The following is a 24,176-nucleotide window of genomic DNA, read 5'->3' on the forward strand; positions in this document are numbered from 1 at the left end:
TTCTCAGGCAGAAAAAGTGTAAAAAACGACCAGTTTTGGTTAAATTGCCGTTTTTAACAACACAAAATTTTGCCTGATGGATGTAATTACCATGGTATTCCTTGTTATTGGAATCGTAACAGGCGGACTGGCGGCTTCTGTTTTTTTTATTTTCAAAAACCAGAAAAAAATTCAAGGTATTAAAAGTCAGTTCCAGGAAGAGGAGAAGAAACTGGAAACTGAAAAATATGAGGCCGAAAAGCAACAGTTTGTCTGGGAAGATCGCTTTAACTCCCTGAAAACGGAAACCGAAGCCTGGAAAAAAGAACTTGAAACCAAAAGGGAAGAAAACACCCAACTGGTGGGCCGTCTGGAAAAAGCAAATGCCGAATACCTGAACCTGAAGGAAAAGTTGGACACACAAAAAGCCGAGCTGGAAGAAATCCAAAAGAAATTCACAACTGAATTTGAAAATATTGCAGGCAAAATCCTGGAGAAAAACAGTGAGAAATTTACCGCTGCCAACCAGAAAAATATTGGCGAAGTGCTAAATCCGCTGAAAGAAAAACTCCAGTTGTTTGAAAAGAAAGTGGACGACACTTACCAAAAGGGATTGAAAGACCAAACCGACCTGCGTGCCGAGCTGAAAAAATTGTACGAGCTGAATGCCCGTATCAGCGAAGAAGCCGGCAACCTTACCAAAGCGCTGAAAGGCGATGTGAAGAAGCAGGGCAACTGGGGCGAAGTGGTTCTGGAACGTATTTTAGAACGCTCTGGGCTGAATGAAGGAGAGCAGGGGTACCAGAAACAATTCAGCGATTTTTCAGACGATGGCAAACGCATTCAGCCCGATATTGTAATCAACCTGCCCGACAACAAGCACATTATCATCGACTCCAAAGTTTCGCTCATTGCCTACGAACGGGCTGTGAATGCACTTACTGAAGAAGAGCAGGCAAAACACATCAAAGAACATCTCATCAGTTTGAAAGCTCACATTAAAGGATTGAGCGAAAAGCATTACCAGTCGGCACGAAAACTGAATTCTCCCGATTTTGTGCTGCTGTTTATTCCCATTGAAGCATCATTCAGCCTGGCTGTACAGCAAGATCAGGAGTTGTTCTCATTTGCCTGGGACCAAAAGGTGGTGATTGTGAGCCCGTCAACTTTGCTGGCCACACTGCGTACCATTGCTTCCATCTGGCAGCAGGAAAACCAGACCCGCAATGCGCTCGAAATTGCAAGGCAGGGCGGGGCACTTTACGATAAATTCGTGAATTTTATTGGCGATATGGAAAAAATCGGGACCAACCTGCGGTTTACCCAAAACAGTTATAATGATGCCATGAACAAGTTATCTGAAGGACGTGGAAATCTTGTCCGTTCTACCGAAAAGCTAAAATCACTGGGTGCCAAAGCTTCAAAAGAGCTTCCCAAAAATTTACTCGAAGATTAGGGGTTGTTTTTCAGGAAGGATAAAACTTCTTCGGTATCTTTCGAGGCATCAACCTGATCGTTTTTATAAACCACTTTCCCGTTTTTGTCGATGATAAATGTCCAGCGGCTGGTGGTCACTCCTCTTTCCAGCTCAAACTCCTGGCCGTTAAACTCGCTGTTGAATGTTCCGCCATCGCGAACAGGTACACCAAAAAGCCGGGCAATTTCTCCTGTTTCATCAGAAAGCAGCGTGAAGTTGAGGTTGTGCGCCTCCTTGAAAAACTGCAATCCTTCCACATTGTCGCCACTCACGCCAACTACCATAGCATCTTCCGATTCAAGCGCGCTGCTCAGGTCGCGGTACGAACAAGCCTGTGCTGTGCAACCACCTGTCATGGCTGCCGGGTAGAAATAAACCACCAGGTAATTTTCGCCAACATGGTTTTTAATTTTCCAGGTGCTGCCATCGTCGGCTGTAGCTTCAAACGAGGGGACTTTATCGCCGATTTTAAGCCCGTCATTATTTTGTGAAACAGCAACGAACGGAATAGCAAGCAGTAATGCAAATATGAATGTTTTCATGTTTTTTGACTTTTAGTTTGAACACTAATAAATACAGTTGAATGAGCAAAAAGTTTTGAAGTTGAAATAAATCCTTAAAGAACAGTCGCAGTAAATTTTAAATGAAGTTTGAATAAATTGGTTTGAAATGCACAAGGGGTTGAAGGTCAGGATAAATTTCAGTACGATAAAAGTGAGTTCAGGTGCAGCAAGTGCCGGTCGCGGTTGAAACTCACCAATATTCACCGGCTGAAAAATGCTACCTGTCCGGTTTGTCACAAGGACACCTTCCGGAAAGTGAGCACACATTTTCAGTTGTGGAATTAAGCTTTTTCGTTGCAGGTGGCAAAATATTCCGAAAAATGGATGTTTCCTGGATATTGGGTTGAAAGAATCCGGAAATATTTACGGGCGGCTGCAGGGTCGTTTTCAATACTCATGTAAATCCTTCCCAAAAAATAGCGGGCAAGTGTTGCCACAATTAAATCATCGTCGTGTGTGAATTTTTCAATTTTAATCAGTGCGTTTTCGCGTTCAATGCGTTTGCTTTCAATAAAAAAAGGGTTGACAACATTGTCGAAGTAGGCAAACAATTCGTTATAAAGGTCAAACAGCTTCAGCCTGTTCTCCGAAAACGGAAGCTTTTCCTGGTTCAGTTCAGCAAGCAAATTTTTAATTTTTGAACGAAAAAACAGGGCACCGGGAATATTAAATCGTTTAAACTCGTACCGCACCCTGTACGACAAAGTAATGAGCTCTTTTAGCCGGTAATCCAGTTTTTTGGTGTTGTCGGCTGCGCTGAAGTTTTTGAGCAGCTGGTGCAGTTGCCGCGAGTCATCCGAAGAGCGGGTTGTAACAAATTTCCACCAGTAGAGGTCCAGTTTTAAAATATCGGTATAAAATGAGTCAAATTCGTTTCCCGATGCCTCCAGAAATGAGTCGGCTTCCTGGTATTGCTGATTGTAAATAAGCGTAAAAACGGTATCAACAGCAGTCTCTTTGGGGGATGAAAATCCCACTGAGATTGCCGTTGTGAGAATAAGTAGTGTTATTAAAATGCGTATGTTCATTCTGTGTCCGAAATATTTTTTTCAACCAGTTGCATGATTTTCTGAAAGGCTATTTCCCTTTCGCGTGCAATTTTGTCGAGGGCCAGGCTTTTGGCATTTTTAATGCCTCCGGAGTAGTACCGGTAATACCCCGAGCTCATCGATAAAATGGCATCCCAAAAAAACATACGACTGCCAAATATAAATGGTTATTACGCCAATTCCACCAATTAACACCAAAAAATTTAAGCCGCTGCCGGGAATTACTGCCGACATGACCATGGCCAGCCCCGGGCTTTTTCGTTTAAAACTTTCAATGTTTTCAATTTTGTTTCAAATCGTTGGGTGGCTGTTGCTGAGTAACGACAGGTTGTTGTAGGTGAATCGGCTCAACGAAGTTTTAAAAGTCGGGAAGTGGCAATAATTTTATTGTCATTTTCCACAATCAAGTGGGTTGCCACCTTATCCAGACCGTCGAGGTCATTGTAAATGCAGGTTTGTTCCACTACAAATATTTCTGCTCTTAGTTGCAGAAGATCGTAAAGTTCGAGGTTCGATAACTCGTTGAAATGTTTGAATTCGAATGCCATCATGTGTTTTACACTTTTTTTTTGATTTTATTTTAAAAAATCAGACTTGCCAGCAACGTGAAAGCCAGTCCGCAAACCGCAATAATTGTTTCCATCACCGTCCAGCTTTGCAGTGTTTGTTTTTCGTTCATTCCCAGATATTTTCCCACCAGCCAGAAACCGCTGTCGTTTACGTGCGAAAGCAAAGTGGCACCCGAAGCAATGGCCAGCACCACCAGTGCGCGCTGTGGATCGTTCAGGCCAAATTCATTTATAACAGGTGCTATAATTCCGGCTGCTGTAATCATGGCCACAGTTGCCGACCCCTGGGTTACGCGTACAACTGCTGCCAGAAGCCATGCCAGTAAAATTGGAGGTAATGCAGAATTGGACATCGATTCAGCCATAATTTTTCCAATTCCGCTGTCAACAAGAATTTCTTTTAAAACTCCCCCGGCACCGGTAATCAAAATAATAATTCCGGCCGGTCCAAGTGCTTTGGTACTGAGGTCGAGAATTTTTTGTTTCCCCATGCCGCGTTTAATGCACAAAAAATAGGTGGCTATCAGCGTGGCAATTATCAGCGCCGAAAACGGGTGGCCGATAAATTCGAGAATGTCGGTAAAAGTGGATTGGGCAATGTAATTTTTTTCCACTGCGAGGCCGGTAAATGTATTTACAAGAATAAGCAGCAGCGGGATAGAAACAATCAGGGCGATTAAGCTGAATGGCGGAAAATTTTTGGGATCAACTTCCTGTGGCTCTTTATCGAAATCGAACGGCGGTTTCAGGTATATTTTTTTTGAGATGTATTTTCCCCAGATTGGCCCGGCGATTACCGCTGTTGGAAATCCGAGAATTATACCGAACAGAATGACCCACCCCAGCTGGGCGTTGATGATATCGGCCACGGCAACCGGGCCCGGTGTGGGAGGAATAAAACTGTGTGTAACGGCCAACCCTGCCAGCAACGGAATGGCGTAGTACAATAGCGAACGTTTCGTGTCGCGCGATAAAGCGTATATAATGGGGACAATGATGATGAACCCTACGTCCAGGAAAACCGGGATGGCCACTACAAAACCGGTAATCACCATTGCCCACGAGGCATTATCCTTTCCGAATTTTTTTACGAGGTAATGAGCCAGTGATTCCGCTCCGCCCGAGCTTTCCAGCATTTGTCCGAAAATGGCGCCCAGCCCAACCACGGTAGCCACAAAACCGAGGGTGCCGGCCATGCCATCCTGAATGGACTGGGTTATCGAGGTGAGCGGCATTCCCGATGCAATTCCTACAAAAATGGCCGTAATTAAAAGCGAAATGAAAGCGCTGATTTTGAGCTTTAATACCATGAAGAGCAGCAGCGCAACAGCCGAAATAACAATAAGGATTAGTACAGGTGTGGCCATATTTATCAGATTTAGGATTTGGGTTTAAAGTTAGAATTTAACCGCATTTTTTCAAATTTGAACGAAATATATCATTTTTACTGAATACTGTTTCCTGTTAAAAGGAATGTGTGTATTTTTGAGTGAGAAAAACAAAAAATTGCATTTGCACCTTTACACCATGACCTTCGAAAAAACGGTTACCGGTGAATTCCGGTCCATGATGGGTGTTTCACCAACTGAGTTGATCCAAATCTTAACCGATACCGGAGCCGAACTGATTGGTGCCAATTGCGGCAACGGAATAGCCGGAATGGTGGGTATTGTGAAAGAAATTCGCAAGACAAATCCTGACATTCCGATTCTTATACACGCCAACGCCGGAATGCCTGTTTACGAGGACGGCGAAACAGTTTTCCCCGAAACACCGGATGAAATGGCAGCAATCGTTCCAAAAATTATTGCCGCCGGTGCCAAAGTGATTGGTGCATGTTGCGGGACCACCCCGGTGCATATTTCCAGGGTTCGCGAAACGATTAATCAAATGAATTAAAGATTGTCATTCCAGCGAAAGCGAAATCTTATGAATTGAAGCAGATTCCCCCCTTTGTTGGAATGACAGAAAGAAATGAAAAAGATACCGTTCCATATCATCTCCGGGTTTTTGGGAAGCGGAAAAACAACCTTCCTGAAACGGATTATTGATTTATATTCAGAAAAATATAAACTTGGAATTATTCAGAATGAATTTGCGCCTTCCAACATTGACGGGGTTGAATTGAAAAATTCAGGAAAAGATTTTCGGCTGCTCGAAATTAATAATGGGTCGGTTTTTTGTGTTTGCCAGATGGGCGATTTTACCCGTTCACTGGGAAAATTTATTGATGAGAACCAGCCCGATGTATTAATTATCGAGGTGTCCGGGCTTTCTGATACAACTTCCATTTCAGAGGTGCTGTCAACCGGTAAGCTTGGTGAAAAATTATTTCTTGCATCCAACTGGTGTATCGTCGATGCTCCGAATTATGAAAAAACCGGATTGATGAAACAGCGGGTGAACCAGCAAATGAGGATGGCAGATGTTGTTATAATCAACAAAACGGATTTGGTTAGCGATAATCTAAACCATCTTGAGAATGAAATTAAGAAACTAAACCCTTTTGCTGAAATTAAAAAAACAAGTTACTGCAATATTGATTTCGATCCACAAAAAACAGCTGTTTCAAAATTTTATTTCGATAAAAATGAGCCAATGGCACGACCGGAAATTAATTCAATGGTATTAAAATCAGGGCGAAAGATGGTCACTGAGCAGCTGCGTGCCTTTTTAGAAAAATGGGCGCCCCAATCTTACCGGATTAAAGGATTTGTTAACACAAAAGATGGCAAAACACTGGCAGTACATTGCACATTTGAGAAAGTGGAAATTAGTAGTCTGGAAAATTATTTTGGGAACACCGAATTAGTTGCTCTGACCAATCAATTTAATATCAGGGAATGGAACCGTTCTTTCAGGGAATATGCCAGGATTTAAACATTAGTTTGAATTTTATTCGTGGCTCCATATCCGGGTCGTAATTATTCACAACAGAAATTCTTAGAAACAATTTAAATTAGCTATTTTGGTAGAAACTTTTTTGTGTAAAGAGGCGGTTCGGCTACTTTTGTGCGAAATATTGATGTCAACACGATTTAATTAAAAAGATTATTTATGAGCAAGTTTTTAACTGCATCAATTGGCAGGAAGTTTATAATGAGCATCTCAGGGCTCTTTTTGGTTATGTTTTTAGCTGTCCATCTTTCGGTAAATTTATTGCTGATATTTGACGATAGCGGAGAACTGTTTAACATAGCTGCCCATTTTATGGTTACCAATCCATTAATCCGGATAATAGAACCACTGTTGGGGCTTGGTTTTTTGGTGCATATTATCTGGTCATTTTTTCTTGAATATCAAAACTGGAAAGCAAGGCCCGTTAAATATAACCAGAAAAAATCTGCAGTTGCAAGTACATGGACCTCACGGAATATGCTTGTTTTGGGAGCATTGGTCCTGGTATTTTTAATTATCCATATTATTAATTTTTACTGGGTAATTCGTTTTACCGGTGGAGTGCAGGAAATTACCATTAACGGCGAACACATGGAAGATACTTACAGCCTGGTTGCAGGCTTATTTAAAACAAGTATCATTCATGATATTATTTATGTACTTGGGGGAATATTACTGGGATTCCACCTTTCACACGGATTCTGGTCGGCCTTCCATACACTGGGATTGAGTAATAAACAATGGATGAGCAGGCTGCAGGTTATTGGGAAAATTTATGCAGTTATTATTGCAGTTGGATTTTCAATAATTCCATTGTACTTCCTTATTAAATTTTAAACCTGAAAAAGGATTTGTATATGAGCATATTAGATTCAAAAATACCCGAAGGGCCTTTGGCTGAAAAGTGGAACAAACACAAATCGAACATAAAAGTTGTTAGCCCCGCCAATAAAAGAAAACTTGAAATTATTGTAGTCGGAACCGGACTGGGTGGCGCTTCCGCGGCTGCCTCACTTGCCGAGCTGGGGTATAAAGTAAAAGCATTTTGCTACCAGGACAGCCCGCGCCGTGCACACTCCATTGCTGCACAGGGTGGTATCAATGCCGCAAAAAACTATCAGAACGACAATGATTCAGTGTTCCGGTTATTTTACGATACCATTAAAGGTGGTGATTACAGAGCCCGGGAGGCCAATGTTTACAGGTTAGCAGAAGTTTCTCCAAATATTATTGACCAGTGCGTGGCGCAGGGAATACCTTTTGGCCGGGAGTACGGAGGCTTGCTCGATAACCGCTCTTTTGGCGGTGTGCTGGTAAGCCGTACTTTTTATGCAAGAGGACAAACCGGTCAGCAATTGTTGTTAGGAGCCTATCAGGCACTGAACCGGCAAATTTCAAAAGGAAATGTCGAAATGTACAGTCGTCACGAAATGCTGGATGTGGTAAAAATTGACGGCAAAGCCCGCGGAATTATTGCACGCGATCTGGTAAGCGGCGAGATCAAACGATTTGGCGCTCATGCAGTGGTTGTGGCCACCGGCGGTTACGGGAATGTATTTTTCCTTTCTACCAACGCCATGGGAAGTAACGGTTCGGCAGCCTGGCAATGCTATAAAAAAGGCGCTATGATGTCGAATCCTTGTTTTGTGCAGATTCACCCAACCTGTATCCCGGTTCACGGCGATCAGCAGTCGAAACTCACGCTGATGTCCGAATCGTTGCGTAACGATGGCCGCGTGTGGGTACCCAAAAAGAAGGAAGATGCAGAGAAACTGCGTAAAGGTGAAATCGGGCCAAACGATATTCCGGAAGACGATCGTGATTTTTATCTGGAAAGAAGATATCCGTCTTATGGAAACCTTGTTCCGAGGGATGTTGCATCGCGTGCTGCCAAAGAAAGGTGCGATGCCGGTTTTGGTGTGAATGCCGAAGGAAAAGCCGTTTACCTCGATTTTAAATATGCCATCGAGCGGCTCGGAAAAGATGTGATAAAAGCCCGTTACGGAAATCTTTTCCAGATGTATGAAAAAATTACCGATGTTGACCCGTACAAAGAACCCATGATGATTTATCCGGCAATTCACTATTCAATGGGCGGAACGTGGGTCGATTACAACCTGATGACCACAGTTCCGGGGTTATACTCCATTGGTGAAGCCAACTTCTCTGATCACGGAGCCAACCGGCTGGGGGCTTCAGCTCTGATGCAGGGCCTTGCCGACGGTTATTTTGTATTGCCCTACACCATTGGCGATTATCTCGCCGACGAAATTCTTACTCCCAAAGCCGATACCAATGCTCCGGAATTTGAAGAAGCAGAAAAAGCAGTAACCGGCAGAATTGAAAAATTATTCAATATAAAAGGTTCGAAACCGGTTGACTATTTCCACAAAAAACTGGGCCATGTGATGTGGGATTACGTTGGAATGTCGCGTAATGCCGAAGGACTGAAGAAAGCAATTGAGATGATTAAGGAAATTCGGGAAGAGTTCTGGAAAGATGTTAAAATTCCGGGCGAACTGAATAACCTTAATCCGGAGCTTGAAAAGGCAGGGCGTGTGGCCGATTTTCTCGATATTGGTGAACTGATGGCACACGACGCACTCGACAGAAATGAATCGTGCGGCGGGCACTTCCGCGAAGAATCGGTTACCGAAGACGGCGAAGCCAAACGCGACGATGAAAAATTTACTTATGTTTCCTGTTGGGAGTACAAAGGGGAAGGCAAAGAGCCGGTATTACACAAAGAAGATTTGGTGTTTGAGAACGTGAAGTTGACACAAAGAAGTTATAAATAAAGCCCCCTCAATCCCCCGAAGGGGGATGATTCCTAACCTTTGGGGAGGTTAGGTGGGGCTTCAAAATCATATTAATTATGGCAGATAAAATTCTGAAAAAACTCAATATAAAAGTCTGGCGACAAAACAATGCCCAGGACAAAGGCAGGTTCGAAACCTATACCATCGAAAATATCTCCACAGGTTCATCCTTCCTCGAGATGCTTGATATTTTAAATAATAACCTGATAGAAGAAGGCAAAGACCCAATTGCATTTGATCATGATTGCCGTGAGGGCATTTGCGGAACCTGCAGCCTTTTTATCAACGGACGGGCGCACGGCCCTGACACTGAGGTAACAACCTGCCAGTTGCACATGCGCAAATTTAAAGACGGCGAAACAATTACCATTGAACCGTGGAGGGCAGCAGCTTTCCCGGTTATTAAAGATTTGGTGGTTGACCGCACTGCCTTCGAAAAAATTCTTCAAGCCGGTGGATTCATTTCAGTGAACACAGGAGGAGTACCCGATGCCAATACAATTCCGGTTTCGTACGACGATGCTGAAGAATCGATGGATGCTGCTGCCTGTATCGGTTGTGGTGCCTGTGTGGCCACATGTAAAAATTCATCGGCAATGCTGTTTGTTTCAGCGAAAGTTTCGCACCTGGCCAAACTTCCGCAAGGGAAAGTGGAAGCTAAAAGCCGGGCCCGAAAAATGGTGGCCAAAATGGATGAACTTGGATTTGGCGGCTGTACCAATACCGGTGCCTGCGAAGTGGAGTGCCCCAAAAGCATTTCAATTACCAACATCGCCCGGTTGAACCGTGAGTATCTTTCCGCAAGATTCAGCGAATAGAACAAAAATACAGGTGAAAAATAGTAAAGCCTTTCCGGAAACGGGAAGGCTTTCGTTTTTTAATTCACAATTGAATGTGCATAAATTGTTGTGCGAATACACTAAACATATATTTTAAATCCATAACTTCGCATAACACTAAAAAATGAATTATGCCCTACCGTCGTTTGCCAACTACCGATAAAGCCAGGATCCGCGCGCTGGAGGCTGCGCTTAATATTGCTTCAGAGCAAAATTCCGAAAAACTGGCATTCTCAAAACAAACCCTTTATGAACTGAAAAACGTGAAAACTGCTTTTGAGAATCACCTGAAGCATTACGAATTGGATACAAAAATTGAATCTGACAAAATCGGGGATTACAAAGCAGCAATGGATAAGGCCCGGTTGTACATATCGCATTTTATCCAAATGTTGTACATGAGCATTGAGCGCGAGGAAATTAAAAGTGAGATGCTTGCATTTTATGGTTTGCAGGATTTGGAAATGAAACTCCCGTCTCTTGCCAATGAAAAAGAAGTGCTGGACTGGGGATGGAAAATAATTGAAGGCGAACAAAAGCGTATGCAAAATGGAGGAAGCCCTTTTTATAATCCTTCAATTGCCCTCGTAAAAGTAAAAGTTGAAGATTTTAAGGATGCGGCTATTTTTCAGCACAACCTGAAGCGAAATACTTTACGCTCGTACGATAAAATGCAGGAATTGCGGAAAACCACAAATGATTTTATCAGTAAATTGTGGACCGAAATTGAAGAAAATGTACCTGCCAATACACCAAAACACCGTAGGCAAATAGCGCAGGAATATGGAGTTGTTTACGTCTTCCGCAGAAACGAAAAGAAAAAATTGAGGATGGAAGACCTGCAGGTTGATTTGCTATTCGAATTTAATTAACCATTTTTAAAGGTATTATATTGTATAGATAACAATAACATTTGATGCATTTTTATATTTTTGCGGGTAACCAAAACCTGTAAAAATGAAATACTACCGGCTGATAATTGGTGTTTTTATTTTCTCATTTCTAAGTTCCTGCAATCCCAAAAAGGAACAAAATCCCCGCGAGCGTGCCCGTTTTACCACCGACTGGAAATTCACACTGAACAATTCCGAAAACTTTTTCGCTGCTGATTTTGATGATTCCAATTGGCGGGTGTTAAATCTCCCGCACGACTGGAGTATCGAAGGTGAATTTAGTGAAGAACATCCTGCATCGCCCGGTGGCGGAGCGCTGCCCGGCGGAATTGGCTGGTACCGCAAAACGTTCAAACTTCCGCCTTCTGATGAAGGAAAACTATTTTTCATCGATTTCGATGGCATTTACCAAAAAGGCGAAGTGTGGATTAACGGCCATCGCCTCGGAATGCGGCCCTACGGATACAGTTCTTTTCGCTACAAATTGACTCCGTATCTTAATTACGGCGATGAGGAAAACGTGCTGGCCGTGAAAGTCGATAACTCCGAACAGCCCAATTCACGATGGTATTCCGGCTCCGGGATTTACCGGAATGTGTGGCTGGTGAAAACCGACCGGATTTTTGTCGGTCACTGGGGAACATACATTACTACACCCGATGTAAGCCGTGAGAGCGCTACGGTGTCGGTGGAAACTACTTTGGAAAATCAGTTGCCCGACATCAGCAATGTGACTTTGAAAACACTGATTTACAGTCCGGATAATAACCTGGTAACCGAAACTGAATTGGCGCAACCTGTTGGCGCAGGTGAGAAAAAGGTTTATCAGCAAAATCTAAAGGTGGAAAATCCCGATTTGTGGAGCATCGAAAATCCGGCGTTGTACAAGGCTGTTTCTGAAGTTTACACTGAAGAAGGCAAACTGACAGATTCTTATGAAACGACGTTCGGAATCCGCACCTTCCGTTTCGACGCGGAAAAGGGATTTTTTCTGAACGGCGAACATGTGAAACTGTTGGGCGTTTGCAACCACCACGATTTGGGTTGTCTGGGCGCGGCTGTTAACAAACGTGCCATTGAGCGACAACTCGAAATCCTGAAAGAAATGGGCTGCAATTCCATCCGCACCGCGCACAATCCGCCGGCTCCCGAGCTGCTCGAGTTGTGCGACAAAATGGGATTTGTGGTGCAGGACGAAACTTTCGACATGTGGCGCAAAGAAAAGACCGAGTACGATTATTCGCGCTATTTCCCGGAATGGCATGAACGCGATTTGACCGATCATATTTTGCGCGACCGCAACCACGCTTCGGTAATGATGTGGAGCATCGGCAACGAAGTACTCGAGCAGTGGGAGCATGTAGATGCGGACACGCTCAATATTCAGGAAGCCAATCATCTCCTGAATTTTGAAAAGAATATGGATGAAAGCGTAATCAATTCCGGCGAGATGTCGGTAAATTCCTTGCTTACCAACAAGCTTGCGAATATTGTGAAAGAACTCGACCCCACACGCCCGGTTACCGCCGGTTGTAACGAAGTGAATCCCTGGAACAACCTGTTTCAATCTGGTGCGCTCGATATTTACGGCTTCAATTATCACCACGAAAGTTTTGCCGATTTTCCTGAAAATTACCCCGGAAAGCCTTTTCTTGTAAGCGAATCCACTTCCGGGCTGATGTCGCGTGGTTTTTACCAAATGCCGTCCGACAGCATGTATATCTGGCCCGACAGTTACCCGCCCACCGGCAAACCTTACGGCAACGAAGAACAGCAGTGCTCTTCGTACGACAACTGCCACGTTCCCTGGGGATCGACCCACGAGGAGAGCTGGAAAATTGTGAAGAAATACGACTACATTGCCGGCACTTACATCTGGACCGGCTTCGATTATCTCGGCGAGCCCACTCCTTACTGGTGGCCTTCGCGGAGTTCCTATTTTGGAATCATCGATTTGGCAGGCTTTCCAAAAGACATTTACTACATGTACCAAAGCGAGTGGACCGACAAAAATGTGCTGCATGTTTTCCCGCACTGGAACTGGGAGCCTGGTCATACAGTGGACATTTGGGCCTATTCAAGCGCTCCGGAGGTAGAGCTTTTTCTGAACGGCAAATCGCTTGGCGCAAAAACCAAAGGCCCCGATGATTTGCACCTGATGTGGCGCGTTCCGTTCGAGCCTGGGATTTTGAAAGCTGTTTCGCGCGAAAACGGCAAAGTAGTGTTGGAAAAAGAAATTAAAACTGCCGGCGATCCAGCACAGTTAAAAGTAACTCCCGACCGGAAAACCATTTCTGCAGATGGCTATGACTTGTCGTTTATCACCGTTGAAGTGCTCGATGAAGAAGGGAATTTTGTGCCAAATGCCGGAAATTTAATTCAGTTTTCAGTAGAAGGAAATGCTGAAATTTTTGGTGTGGACAACGGAAACCCGGTAGGACATCAACCTCTGAAAGGCAAAGAAATAGATGCGTTCAACGGGAAATGTTTGGTTGTGATTAAAGCCGGCGAAAATCCCGGAAATGTTACATTAACAGCTTCAGCCGAAGGTATGGATTCAACGAGCGTGAAAATTAGAATGAATTAAAGGAATTTTCTTTCAAAACCTGACAGCATCCGTCGGACCTGTCAGCGTTAAAAAATGAGTAAATAAAATAAAAACAGATAAAAATGAAGAAATTAGTAATTCTTTTAAGTTTGCTTTTGGGCACTTCCGAAATTTTTGCACAACTGCCACTTTCATCACCGGCAGAAAATCACCGGTTACTCAACGACCCGGTGGATATCAGCGAAGATTTTTACAATTTTGGCAACTCGTATTTTGTGGCCGACAGCCTCATTTCGTTCAATCCTGAAACCGGCCAGGGAGTAGTAAAGTGGATGCGGCATGCTTTTCAAACACGGCAGGCATTCAATAATATGCTGGCCGGATTGACACCGGTGGATGGGAACGAGTTCCCGGGAGTGGAATATGAAACCCATCCGAAACTGCCATTTGTACTGGAATTTGTTTCGTCCAGAACAGTTCGAATCCGCATGAAATCGGGTGTGGAAGTGGGCCCGGAAGAAGAATCGCTAATGCTGGTAAACGGATTTGCCCCCGAAGATAATTCATGGAAATATTCAAAAATTAAAGACGGGCACAAATACACCAGTCCGTTCGGAGCGGTTATCGTTCGCGAGTTTCCGTGGCATGTTGAGTTTTATGATGCCGATGGAAAGCTGCTTACCAAAACCAATCATCCTTCGGATAACCAGGGAACCTACACACCGGTAAATCCGTTTTCATTCGTGCGCCGTTCTTCTGATTATTCAAGGAGCATGAATGCTGTTTTCAGCCTGTCGCCCGGCGAGAAAATCTACGGCACCGGCGAAAATTTCAAAGCCTTAAACAAACGCGGACAAAAAGTGGTGTTGTGGACCGACGATGCAAACGGGGTGCAAAATGAATCGATGTACAAGCCCATCCCGTTTTTTATGAGCAGTCGCGGCTACGGCATGTTTATGCACACGTCGTCGCCCATTACCTGCGATTTTGGCAAATATTTTAACGGCACGATGTCTCTGATGATTGGCGACGAAGCGCTCGACCTGTTTGTTTTTCTGGGCGAACCGAAAGACATTTTGGATGAATACACCAGTCTGACAGGAAAACCTGAAATGCCGCCGCTTTGGTCGTTTGGATTGTGGATGAGCCGCATCACCTATTTTTCGGAAGAAGATGGCCGGAGGGTGGCCGCACAGTTACGCGAAAACCGTATTCCGAGCGATGTGATTCATTTCGATACCGGCTGGTTTGAAGTGGACTGGCGCAGCGATTACAAGTTTGCACCGTCGCGTTTCAGCGATCCCGAAGACATGATCAGCGATTTGGATGACATGGGATTCAAGGTGAGCCTCTGGCAGTTGCCCTATTTTGTGCCGAAAAATGATCTCTTCCCGGAAATTCTGAATAAAGGATTGTACGTAAAAAATAATAAAGGAAATGTCCCGTATGAAGATGCTGTGCTCGATTTTTCCAATCCGGAAACAGTCAACTGGTACCAGAATAAAATTAAGGGATTGCTCGATTTGGGCGTTGGTGCCATTAAAGTAGATTTTGGCGAAGCAGCGCCTGTTGACGGATTATATGCTTCTGGCAAAACCGGGTTTTACGAGCACAATTTATACCCGCTGCGTTACAACAAAGCGGTGGCCGATATCACCAAAGAAGTGACCGGCGAAAGCATTATCTGGGCGCGGTCCACCTGGGCCGGAAGCCAGCGTTATCCGCTGCACTGGGGAGGCGATGCCGCGAATACCAACACTGCCATGGCTGCTACTTTGAGAGCCGGTCTCTCCATCGGACTTTCAGGATTTACGTTCTGGAGCCACGATATCGGCGGTTTTGTGCAACGCACACCCGAAGATATTTACCGCCGCTGGCTGCCGTTTGGTTTGTTGTCTTCACATTCGCGCACACACGGAGCGCCGCCAAAAGAACCCTGGGAGTACAACGAAAGTTTCAACGATGCATTCCGCCGGGCAACCGAAATGCGTTACAAACTGATGCCGTACATTTATGCGCAGGCCAAACACTCCAGCGAAAACGGCCTGCCAATGATGCGCGCATTGTTTGTTGAATACCCGGATGATGCAGGTTCGTGGCTAATCGACGATGAATACCTGTTTGGACAAGACATGCTGGTGGCCCCGCTTTTTGAAAGTGTAACCAGCCGCGACGTGTATCTGCCCGATGGAAAATGGATTGATTACCAGACCGGCAAAGTATATGAAGAGGGCTGGCACTACATCGAAGCCGGCGAAATTCCGGTAGTTGTGCTCGTGCGCGATGGTGCCGTGATTCCGCACATTAAACTGGCACAATCCACGCAAAATATGGACTGGTCGGAGCTGGAGCTAAAAGTATTTGCCGCCGATGCTGAGTCGGCCAGCGGTTATGTTTGCCTGCCTTCAGACCAGCAATTGGTTGAAGTGAACCTGAATAAATCAGGTAATTCATTTAAGCTGAATTCAAATCCTTTAGAGGAAAAAGGAGTGAAATTTAAAGTGAATTAATAAATAATTTTTATTGAAGGAACTTTGTGTTCCATTGTGAAGAAGGCTCAAAGTTCACAAATTCAGAATTAGACAACTGTCTGTTTTATTTTAATAACTAAACTAAAAATCATGAAAAAACTGCGAACGATTTTATTGGCAATGCTCTTTGGTTTTTATTGTACCGGGGCATTTGCACAGAAATACCGAAATTTTGATGTAGCCGTTTATTGCCGCGCTTACGAAGTTGAAAAAATGGGACAACCTGGCTGGCTCGAATCGGTTTGGGACACGTTGTCGAAACAGGTGCATGTAGATAAAATTTACCTGGAAACCCATCGCGACCTGCTGATTGTTAGCGACGAAACATTGGAGTTTGCCAAAAAATTTTTCCGCGAAAAAGGAATTGAAGTGGGCGGGGGAATCACTTACACCATCGATGAAAGCAACAACTTCGAAACATTTTGCTATTCCAACCCCGAACATCGAAAAAAGGTGCAGGAAATTGCAGAACATACAGCAAAACATTTCGATGAGTTTATTCTTGACGATTTCTTTTTTACCAGTTGCAAATGTGATTTGTGCATCGAAGCGAAAGGCGACCTGAGCTGGACTGATTACCGTTTGCAACTGATGCGGAATGCTGCAGTCGATTTGGTGATTAATCCGGCAAAAGCGGTCAATCCTGATGTTGATGTGGTGATTAAGTACCCCAACTGGTACGAGCATTTTCAGGGGTTGGGCTTTAATCTGGAAGAGGAGCCGGCCCTTTTCGACGGCTTGTACACCGGCACCGAAACCCGCGACCGCTCCGGGAATCAGCATCTGCAGCAATACCTAAGTTATGCCATTTTCAGGTATTTCGAAAACCTGAAACCCGGTGAGAACCGCGGCGGCTGGGTCGATACCGGCGGCCTGCGCTACATGGATCGGTATGCCGAACAACTCTGGCTCACATTGTTTGCCAAAGCGCCTGAAATTACGCTTTTCGATATCCGGCAAATGCGTTATCCGCTGCGGGAAAACCTGAGGCCTGAGTGGCAGGGAATTTTTGATTTCGACGAAATGAAAAAGCCGGTTGAACTGGAAGACGGCAACACTTTTCAACCGGTGACAATGGCACGCGCAGCCGGTTACTCGCTCGAGATTGTGGATGAAGTTTTAGGGGCGTTGGGAAATCCGGTGGGAGTGAAAAGTTACAAACCATTTCATTCCGTGGGAGAGGATTTCCTGCAAAACTATTTCGGAATGATTGGAATTCCGGTTGAGATTGTACCCGAATTTCCGGTAGATGAACCGGTTGTGCTTCTTACGCAAACTGCTTCTTTCGATCCGGACATCGTTGGAAAAATTAAAGCTCAACTAAAACGTGGCGGAAATGTAGTAGTCACATCCGGCTTTTATAAGGCGATGGAAGGGAAGGGAATTGAAGACATCGTGGAACTGCGGGTAACCGACCGCAAAGCGAATGTGAAGAAATTTGCTGCGGGCTGGGGACCGACAACTTCCATCGATAAAGAAATTCTCATTCCGCAAATCAATTACCTGACCAATGATTCGTGGGAGATTATTTCAGCACTCGACGATACAAACGGCTGGCCCCTTCTGCATTCGGCAGATTATTCAAAAGGAAAGTTTTTTGTCTGGACCATTCCCGACAATTTTATCGATTTGTACATATTACCTGAAAATGTGTTGAACTGGTTGCGCGAAACTGTGGCCGGCAACCTCGATGTTCAGTTGGAAGGCCCCGGTGAAGTGAGCCTTTTTGTTTACGACAACAACTCGTTTGTGGTGCATTCATTTTTGGATGAAGAAGTTACAGTGAGTGTTCTGCTGGATAAAACTGGTGTTGAAATTACCGATGTTGCTTCGGGAGAAGAAATTGAAGGGATCCTGCGCGAAGCACCTGTTTTCAGAAACCGGAAGATGGGTGAAGATATTACGGTTTTTGAAGTGACAATTAAACCGCACTCATTCAGGGCGTTTACTTTCTGAAAAATAATTTACTTGTTTGATTGAAGGGAGCCGAATGCATTTTTTCGGTTCTCTTTTTTAATGAGCCACATTATCAGTACCACTGCAACCAGGCTGAAACCGATGGCGAGGTATTCATCCGGGGAGGAACCGATGCTTTCCACTCTTGGATCAACAATATTTTTATCGACCAAATAAATGGCAATCACCGCGAAACCATTATTTACAAAATGAGCGATGATTGGCAGCCACATCGAACCGCTCCATATCAGCAGGTAGCCAAATAAAACTCCCAGTAACAAACGAGGTACAAAACCATAAAACTGCATATGCAGCGCGCTGAAAAGAAAGGCTGCAATCCAAATTCCCCAGTGATGATTTTTTGTCATTCGTGCAAAAATCCGCTGAATTACACCTCGGAAAAGTAACTCTTCGCCAATGGCCGGCAAGAATGCGATCATAAAAAGATTGAAGATCAGTCCTCCCGTTGTTTCAACTTTTAAAAATGCTTCCGTAAGTTCAGCGGCATTCTCTTCGGCGTTTTGCATCCATTGTTCTACTCCACGAAGCCACTCAGGAAACTGCATCTCGTTATTCCACTCGCCAATAAAATTGATGAGTGGAAGCGCAAAAATAATTAGCAAAGTAACCAGCAAAATTGAAGCTCCGTTTACATTTTTATGGAGGTTCAGGTATTTTATAATATTTCCTTTAAACAGCCAGCCCAGTATAATTGGCGGAACTATGAATAATCCGATGGATTGAACAACCTGAAAGTATTTAAGCATTTTAATGCTCTCCGGATCGCTCAGATTGCTTGCGGAAGGAATACTCATCATCGAATCGAGGCCGAAAAGCGGGATGGCCGCCACCAGCGAAAGGAGCAGGAACAGCAAAAAGCTTACAATAATTACAAATGCCGAAAACATTAGTTGCGGGAACGGTTTCATTCCCCGAAAAGCAGTAAAAGCCATATTAAAAATTTTGAGGCAAAGATAGTTTTTATTGGAAAAAGGCCATTAAAACTTCTGTCCGGGAATATCTTCTGCCGGCAGCGTATAAATGTTTTCGGCCAGCATCAAATTCCGTTCACCTCTGTAAACCAGGTAAAGTTTATCGAGATTTAGGTTTTCAACAACAGAATGCATGGAACGGGTCACTTTCGGTGATTCAGAAAATTTAATTTCGAAGCCCAGTTTTTTCCCATTTTTTAATACCATCAAATCGAGTTCCAGGCCTGAGTGTGTCCGCCAGAAATAATAATCACGTGATTTTAATTGTTGAAGAAGCTGTTCAATTATAAATCCTTCCCACGAAGCGCCAACTTTTACGTACGTGAATATTTTATCTTCTTCGAGCGATAAAAGGGCATGTAATACGCCGCTGTCGCGGATGTAAATTTTGGGGGACTTTACCTGCCTTTTTTTTAAATTTTCATGCCAGGGTTGAAGCTGGCGTATCATAAATGTGCCGGTAAGAATATCGAGGTATTTTTTTGCAGTAGGCTCCGAAACTCCCATCGAACGGGCAAATTCAGCGCCATTCCAAACCTGACCATGATAATGCGCAAGCATCAGCCAGAATCGTCGCAATGTTACAGCAGGTATGTTGAATCCATAATTTGAAATGTCCCTTTCCAGAAATGTCTGAATAAAATTTTCTCTCCATAAAAAACTTTGGTTATCATCCGATGCAAGGTAGGAGCGGGGGAAACCACCGCGTTTCCAAAGCTTTTCCAGGTTTTCAGTCCCTACTTCATTCAACTTGAATCCTGTAAGATTAATAAATCCAATTCGTCCGGCGAGGCTTTCCGATGATTTTTGAATTAATTCGGGAGAAGCGCTGCCGAGTATCAGAAATTTTCTGGTGGAGTCAGCTTCATCGGCCAAAACGCGGAGAAGGGGAAATAACCCGGGAATACGCTGGATTTCATCTAAAATGACCAACCCTTTTTGTTGCTGCAGAATAATTTTTGGAGTATTACTTAGCAAATCGAAATCTGCCGGGTCTTCCAAATCGAAAATGGTACTTTCTGTTGATTGGGCAACAACTCGGGCCAGGGTCGTTTTTCCACATTGCCGCGGCCCCATTATCGCCGTAACCGGATTATGCTGAATTGAAATTTCAATTTCTTTTAAAAAATCAGGCCTGAAAATTTCCATTTTTCTTTGTTATTTGTATCAAATATAGATAAATTTTGTGAAATTCTAAAGTTCAACTTTAGATTTTCATAGTAAATAACAAAAATTAACCTTGAAATCCTAAAATCTAACTTTAGGATTTCAAGGTAAAACTGTAATAATTATTTCTTATTTGACACTTTCATTTGACTTATGAAGCAAAAGTCGGCCACCTTTTTTTTCCCTCCCCGCCAGCTGGCGGGATACGGAGGGGGCTTTACTTGTAATTCAAATTAGTTGGCAGAAATTTCTCCACAAACTCCACCGGTTTCCTTTTGCGGCGGGCATAATCGGCCACCTGGTCACGGCCCACTTTTTCGAGGCTGAAATAGCGCGACTCGGGATGTGCAAAATACTGCCCCGAAACAGAGGCGTTGGGATACATGGCATAATGTTCCGTCAGTTTCATGCCGATCTCCTCAGCTTTCAGTAGATTAAAAAGGCTTTCTTTTTCAGAATGTTCGGGACAGGCCGGGTAACCAAGTGCCGGGCGGATTCCCTGGTATTTCACTTTCAGCAGTTCTTCGTGCGAAAGGTTTTCATCGGGTGCATAGCCCCAGAACTCCTTGCGTACACGCAAATGGAGCAACTCTGCAAACGCTTCACTCAGCCGGTCGGCCAGCGCTTCCAGCATAATGGCTTTGTAGTCGTTGTGGTCCTTGCGGAATTCCTTTTTCCATGGTTCAATGCCAATGCCGGCTGTGGTGGCAAATCCACCTACGTAATCCGCTTTATTGGAATGTATTGGAGCTACAAAATCGGAGAGGCAGAGGTTGGGTGAACCTCCTTTTTTCTTCTCCTGCTGGCGGAAATGTAAAAAACGACCGATTTCTTTTTGCCGGTTTTCATCCTCAAAAAGAACGACATCGTCCCCGTCAGCATTGGCTGGCCAGATGCCAAATGAAGCATTTGCCTGCAACATTTTCTTTTCGATTATTTCATCCAGAAATTCGTTGGCTTCGGCATACAATTTCCGCGCCTGTTCGCCCTGTTTTTCGTCATCAAAAATTTGCGGATAGATTCCTTTCATTCCCCAGGTGAGGAAAAAGAAGGTCCAGTCGATGTATTCGCGCAATTCTTCTAACGGATAATCAACGAGGTGTTTCACCCCGGTAAAATTGGGTTTGTAGAGGGGCGAACTGTCCCAGTCAATTTGCTGTTTGTTTTCGCGCGCCTGTTCCAGTGTAAGGTATTCTTTGGGTTTGCGTTGTCCCTGGAATTCACGTATCTGGCTGTAGTCATCTTTTATTTTTTGAATGTAGTTTTCATTTTTGCTGATTAAGTTTGAAACCACATTCACCGCCAGCGATGCATCTTTAACATACACAACCGGGTGCGAATATTCAGGTGCGATTTTCACCGCAGTATGAATTTTTGATGTGGTGGCACCGCCTATCAGCAGCGGCAAATCCATTTTCCGCCGTTCCATTTCTTTGGCAATGTCCACCATAATTTCCAGCGACGGAGTAATCAATCCGCTCAGGCCAATGATGTCCACTTTTTCTTTTTGTGCGGTGTCCAGTATTTTTTCGGTGGGGACCATTACACCCAAATCGATGATTTCGTAGTTGTTGCAGCCCAAAACCACTCCCACAATATTTTTCCCGATGTCGTGCACGTCGCCTTTCACTGTGGCCAACAACACTTTCTTCTGCTTGCTGGTATCTTTCATCTTGGCTTTATCGGCTTCGATGTAGGGCAGGAGGTAGGCCACTGCTTTTTTCATCACGCGGGCCGATTTAATTACCTGTGGCAGAAACATCTTGCCGCTGCCAAACAAATCCCCCACAATGTTCATCCCGTCCATCAGCGGACCTTCGATAACATTCAGTGCCGGCTGGTATATTTTAATGGCTTCGGCCATGTCTTCGTCAACAAAATCAGGAATTCCTTTTACAAGCGAGTGGGAAATCCGTTCTTCCAGCGGTTTTTCGCGCCACACATTTTTTTTCTCCTCTTTTTTGCCTTCGCTTTTGTAGTCTTCGGCAAATTCGAGTAAGCGCTCCGTTGCGTCTGGCCTGCGGTTCAGTACGAGGTCTTCTATTTTTTCGAGTAGCTCTTTCGGAATTTCATCATAAATCTGCAACATTCCCGGGTTTACGATTCCCATGTCGAGCCCCGCCTTAATGGCGTGAAACAGGAAAACTGAATGCATGGCTTCGCGCACCACATTGTTTCCCCTGAACGAGAAGGAGACATTGCTGATTCCCCCGCTGGTTTTGACAAACGGCAGGTTTTCCTTGATCCATTTTACTGTTTCTATGAAATCGACAGCATAATTGTTGTGTTCCTCGATTCCGGTTCCGATGGTCAGCACATTGGGGTCGAAAATAATATCCTGCGGCGGGAAATTTACTTTTTCAGTCAGGATTTTGTAGGCGCGCTGGCAAATTTCGATTCGTCGTTCATACGAATCGGCCTGGCCTTTTTCATCGAAAGCCATCACCACAACAGCAGCACCATAGCGTTTTATTTTTTTTGCCTGTTCAATAAAATTTTCTTCGCCTTCTTTCAGGCTGATGGAATTAACGATTGCTTTTCCCTGCAAACATTTCAGCCCGGCTTCAATTACGTTCCATTTTGAGGAGTCGACCATTACGGGAAGTTTGGCAATATCGGGTTCGGCCATCATCAGGTTCAGAAAAGTAACCATCTCTTTTTCGGCATCGAGCATGGCATCGTCCATGTTCACATCGATAACCTGCGCGCCGTTTTCCACCTGATCGCGGGCAATGGCCAGCGCTTCCTCGTATTTTTGCTCGCGGATAAGACGTGCAAATTTGCGCGAACCGGCCACATTGCATCGCTCGCCAATATTCACAAAATTGGTTTCGCTGGTGAGTTCTACCGGTTCGAGGCCACTTAGTTTTGTGTTGCTGTTTTTGTCGGCTAAATGATGTGGTTTTGCCTTTGCAGCCATTTTGGCGAATTCCCGGATGTGATCGGGTGTGGTTCCGCAACAACCGCCAATGATATTGACATAACTGTTGTCGAGGTAATTTTTTATGTGAGCACTCATAATTTCAGGTGTCTCATCATATTCGCCAAACTGATTGGGCAGTCCTGCATTGGGGTGGGCGCTGATATTAAATGGTGCTTTTTGCGACAGTTCTTTCACGTAGGGCTCCAGTTCGCTGGCTCCCAGCGAGCAGTTCAACCCAATACTCAGCAGGTCGATGTGCGAGAGCGAATTCAGAAACGCACCGAGCGTTTGTCCCGAAAGTGTTCTGCCGCTGGCATCGGTAATGGTGCCCGAAATCATTAGCGGCAGCCGTATTCCGCGTTCTTCCAAAGCCTCTTCAACAGCGAAAATGGCTGCCTTGGCATTCAGGGTATCGAATATCGTTTCAATAAGAATCAAATCAACGCCCCCGTCGATGAGGCCTTCCACCTGTTCGCGGTAAGCGGTTTTGATATCGTCGAATGTAACGGCACGGTAACCCGGGTCGTTTACATCGGGAGAAAGCGAAAGCGTTTTGTTGGTCGGGCCGAGAGTGCCGGCTGCAAACCGGGGTTTTTCAGGATTATTTTTAGTGAATTTATCTGCTGCTTCGCGGGCAATTTTGGCCGATGCTTTGTTCATTTCATACACTAAATCCTGCGTGTTGTAATCAGCCTGCGAAATACGGTTGGCATTGAACGTGTTGGTTAAAATGATGTCCGCGCCCGCATCCAGGTATTTTTCGTGAATCGCAGAAATTATTTCAGGATGCGTCAACGAAAGGATGTCGTTATTTCCCTGTTGATCGTGTTCCGCATTTTTAAGCTTCTCACCCCGGTAATCTGCTTCCGTCAATTTATGCTCCTGAATTAGTGTCCCCATTGCGCCGTCCATCACCAATACACGGTTTGCCAGTTCTTTTTTGATGTCTTTTTTTATGTTTGTCATATTTTTT

19 protein-coding genes are annotated in these 24,176 nt (G+C 44.5%); 11 read left to right on the top strand and 8 right to left on the bottom strand.

Features of this window, described 5'->3' with window-relative positions; genetic code table 11:
- Positions 1-76: 76 nt before the first annotated feature.
- Positions 77-1,435: a DNA recombination protein RmuC gene (locus ACTCNA_RS01170; RefSeq protein ID WP_462946063.1), complete on the top strand. Its 1,359-nt coding sequence runs from the start codon at positions 77-79 to the stop codon at positions 1,433-1,435.
- Here ACTCNA_RS01170 and ACTCNA_RS01175 read toward each other — a convergent pair.
- The 3 genes from ACTCNA_RS01175 to ACTCNA_RS01185 all read right to left on the bottom strand — a co-directional run bounded on the left by ACTCNA_RS01175 (position 1,432) and on the right by ACTCNA_RS01185 (position 3,214).
- Positions 1,432-1,998: a peroxiredoxin gene (locus ACTCNA_RS01175; RefSeq protein ID WP_462946064.1), complete on the bottom strand. Its 567-nt coding sequence runs from the start codon at positions 1,996-1,998 to the stop codon at positions 1,432-1,434. The two genes, ACTCNA_RS01170 and ACTCNA_RS01175, sit on opposite strands and share 4 nt — an antisense overlap.
- A gap of 302 nt (positions 1,999-2,300) precedes the next feature.
- Entirely contained in the window at positions 2,301-3,047 is a 747-nt protein-coding gene (locus tag ACTCNA_RS01180; protein WP_462946065.1) for a hypothetical protein, read from the bottom strand.
- Positions 3,044-3,214 (bottom strand): hypothetical protein, encoded by a 171-nt coding sequence (locus ACTCNA_RS01185; protein WP_462946066.1) that lies wholly within the window; start codon positions 3,212-3,214, stop codon positions 3,044-3,046. Before ACTCNA_RS01185 ends, ACTCNA_RS01180 begins: the two co-directional genes overlap by 4 nt.
- Before the next feature lie 17 nt (positions 3,215-3,231).
- Between ACTCNA_RS01185 and ACTCNA_RS01190 the strand changes: the two genes are divergently transcribed.
- Positions 3,232-3,405 carry a hypothetical protein gene (locus ACTCNA_RS01190; RefSeq protein WP_462946067.1) on the top strand — a complete coding sequence of 58 codons (174 nt, stop codon included), beginning with the start codon at positions 3,232-3,234 and terminating at the stop codon, positions 3,403-3,405.
- Positions 3,406-3,415: 10 nt separating this feature from the next.
- Here ACTCNA_RS01190 and ACTCNA_RS01195 read toward each other — a convergent pair whose 3' ends face one another.
- Together ACTCNA_RS01195 and ACTCNA_RS01200 are read right to left on the bottom strand one after the other, a co-directional pair.
- On the bottom strand, positions 3,416-3,619 hold the full coding sequence (locus tag ACTCNA_RS01195) for a GNAT family N-acetyltransferase (RefSeq protein ID WP_462946068.1): 204 nt from the start codon (positions 3,617-3,619) through the stop codon (positions 3,416-3,418).
- A 29-nt stretch (positions 3,620-3,648) separates the two neighbouring features.
- Complete coding sequence (locus ACTCNA_RS01200; protein WP_462946069.1) at positions 3,649-5,004, bottom strand: GntT/GntP/DsdX family permease; 1,356 nt, start codon at positions 5,002-5,004, stop codon at positions 3,649-3,651.
- Positions 5,005-5,098: 94 nt separating this feature from the next.
- Here ACTCNA_RS01200 and ACTCNA_RS01205 point away from each other — a divergent pair, with 94 nt between their 5' ends.
- The 9 genes from ACTCNA_RS01205 to ACTCNA_RS01245 all read left to right on the top strand — a co-directional run bounded on the left by ACTCNA_RS01205 (position 5,099) and on the right by ACTCNA_RS01245 (position 18,121).
- Positions 5,099-5,536 (top strand): homocysteine S-methyltransferase family protein, encoded by a 438-nt coding sequence (locus tag ACTCNA_RS01205; protein WP_462946124.1) that lies wholly within the window; start codon positions 5,099-5,101, stop codon positions 5,534-5,536.
- A 75-nt stretch (positions 5,537-5,611) separates the two neighbouring features.
- Positions 5,612-6,517 (top strand): GTP-binding protein, encoded by a 906-nt coding sequence (locus tag ACTCNA_RS01210; RefSeq protein WP_462946070.1) that lies wholly within the window; start codon positions 5,612-5,614, stop codon positions 6,515-6,517.
- Positions 6,518-6,694: 177 nt separating this feature from the next.
- Positions 6,695-7,372, top strand: a complete 678-nt coding sequence (locus tag ACTCNA_RS01215) for a succinate dehydrogenase cytochrome b subunit (protein WP_462946071.1) — start codon at positions 6,695-6,697, stop codon at positions 7,370-7,372.
- 20 nt (positions 7,373-7,392) lie between these two features.
- Positions 7,393-9,333 (top strand): fumarate reductase/succinate dehydrogenase flavoprotein subunit, encoded by a 1,941-nt coding sequence (locus ACTCNA_RS01220; RefSeq protein ID WP_462946072.1) that lies wholly within the window; start codon positions 7,393-7,395, stop codon positions 9,331-9,333.
- Between the two features lie 77 nt (positions 9,334-9,410).
- Complete coding sequence (locus tag ACTCNA_RS01225; RefSeq protein WP_462946073.1) at positions 9,411-10,172, top strand: succinate dehydrogenase/fumarate reductase iron-sulfur subunit; 762 nt, start codon at positions 9,411-9,413, stop codon at positions 10,170-10,172.
- Between the two features lie 152 nt (positions 10,173-10,324).
- A complete protein-coding gene (locus tag ACTCNA_RS01230) occupies positions 10,325-11,065 on the top strand; it encodes a hypothetical protein (protein ID WP_462946074.1) in 741 nt (246 codons plus the stop codon).
- A gap of 85 nt (positions 11,066-11,150) precedes the next feature.
- Positions 11,151-13,673 carry a glycoside hydrolase family 2 TIM barrel-domain containing protein gene (locus tag ACTCNA_RS01235; protein ID WP_462946075.1) on the top strand — a complete coding sequence of 841 codons (2,523 nt, stop codon included), beginning with the start codon at positions 11,151-11,153 and terminating at the stop codon, positions 13,671-13,673.
- 83 nt (positions 13,674-13,756) lie between these two features.
- Positions 13,757-16,144 carry a TIM-barrel domain-containing protein gene (locus tag ACTCNA_RS01240; protein ID WP_462946076.1) on the top strand — a complete coding sequence of 796 codons (2,388 nt, stop codon included), beginning with the start codon at positions 13,757-13,759 and terminating at the stop codon, positions 16,142-16,144.
- Positions 16,145-16,255: 111 nt separating this feature from the next.
- Positions 16,256-18,121, top strand: a complete 1,866-nt coding sequence (locus ACTCNA_RS01245) for a hypothetical protein (protein ID WP_462946077.1) — start codon at positions 16,256-16,258, stop codon at positions 18,119-18,121.
- Positions 18,122-18,129: 8 nt separating this feature from the next.
- Here ACTCNA_RS01245 and ACTCNA_RS01250 read toward each other — a convergent pair whose 3' ends face one another.
- From ACTCNA_RS01250 to metH, 3 genes are all read right to left on the bottom strand, one after another.
- Positions 18,130-19,074, bottom strand: coding sequence for a lysostaphin resistance A-like protein (locus tag ACTCNA_RS01250; RefSeq protein WP_462946078.1), 945 nt, complete (start codon positions 19,072-19,074; stop codon positions 18,130-18,132).
- Positions 19,075-19,119: 45 nt separating this feature from the next.
- Entirely contained in the window at positions 19,120-20,262 is a 1,143-nt protein-coding gene (locus ACTCNA_RS01255; protein ID WP_462946079.1) for an ATP-binding protein, read from the bottom strand.
- 235 nt (positions 20,263-20,497) lie between these two features.
- Entirely contained in the window at positions 20,498-24,169 is a 3,672-nt protein-coding gene (gene metH / locus ACTCNA_RS01260) for a methionine synthase (RefSeq protein ID WP_462946080.1), read from the bottom strand.
- Positions 24,170-24,176: the final 7 nt, after the last annotated feature.

It is taken from the genome of Tangfeifania sp. (genome assembly GCF_055108615.1).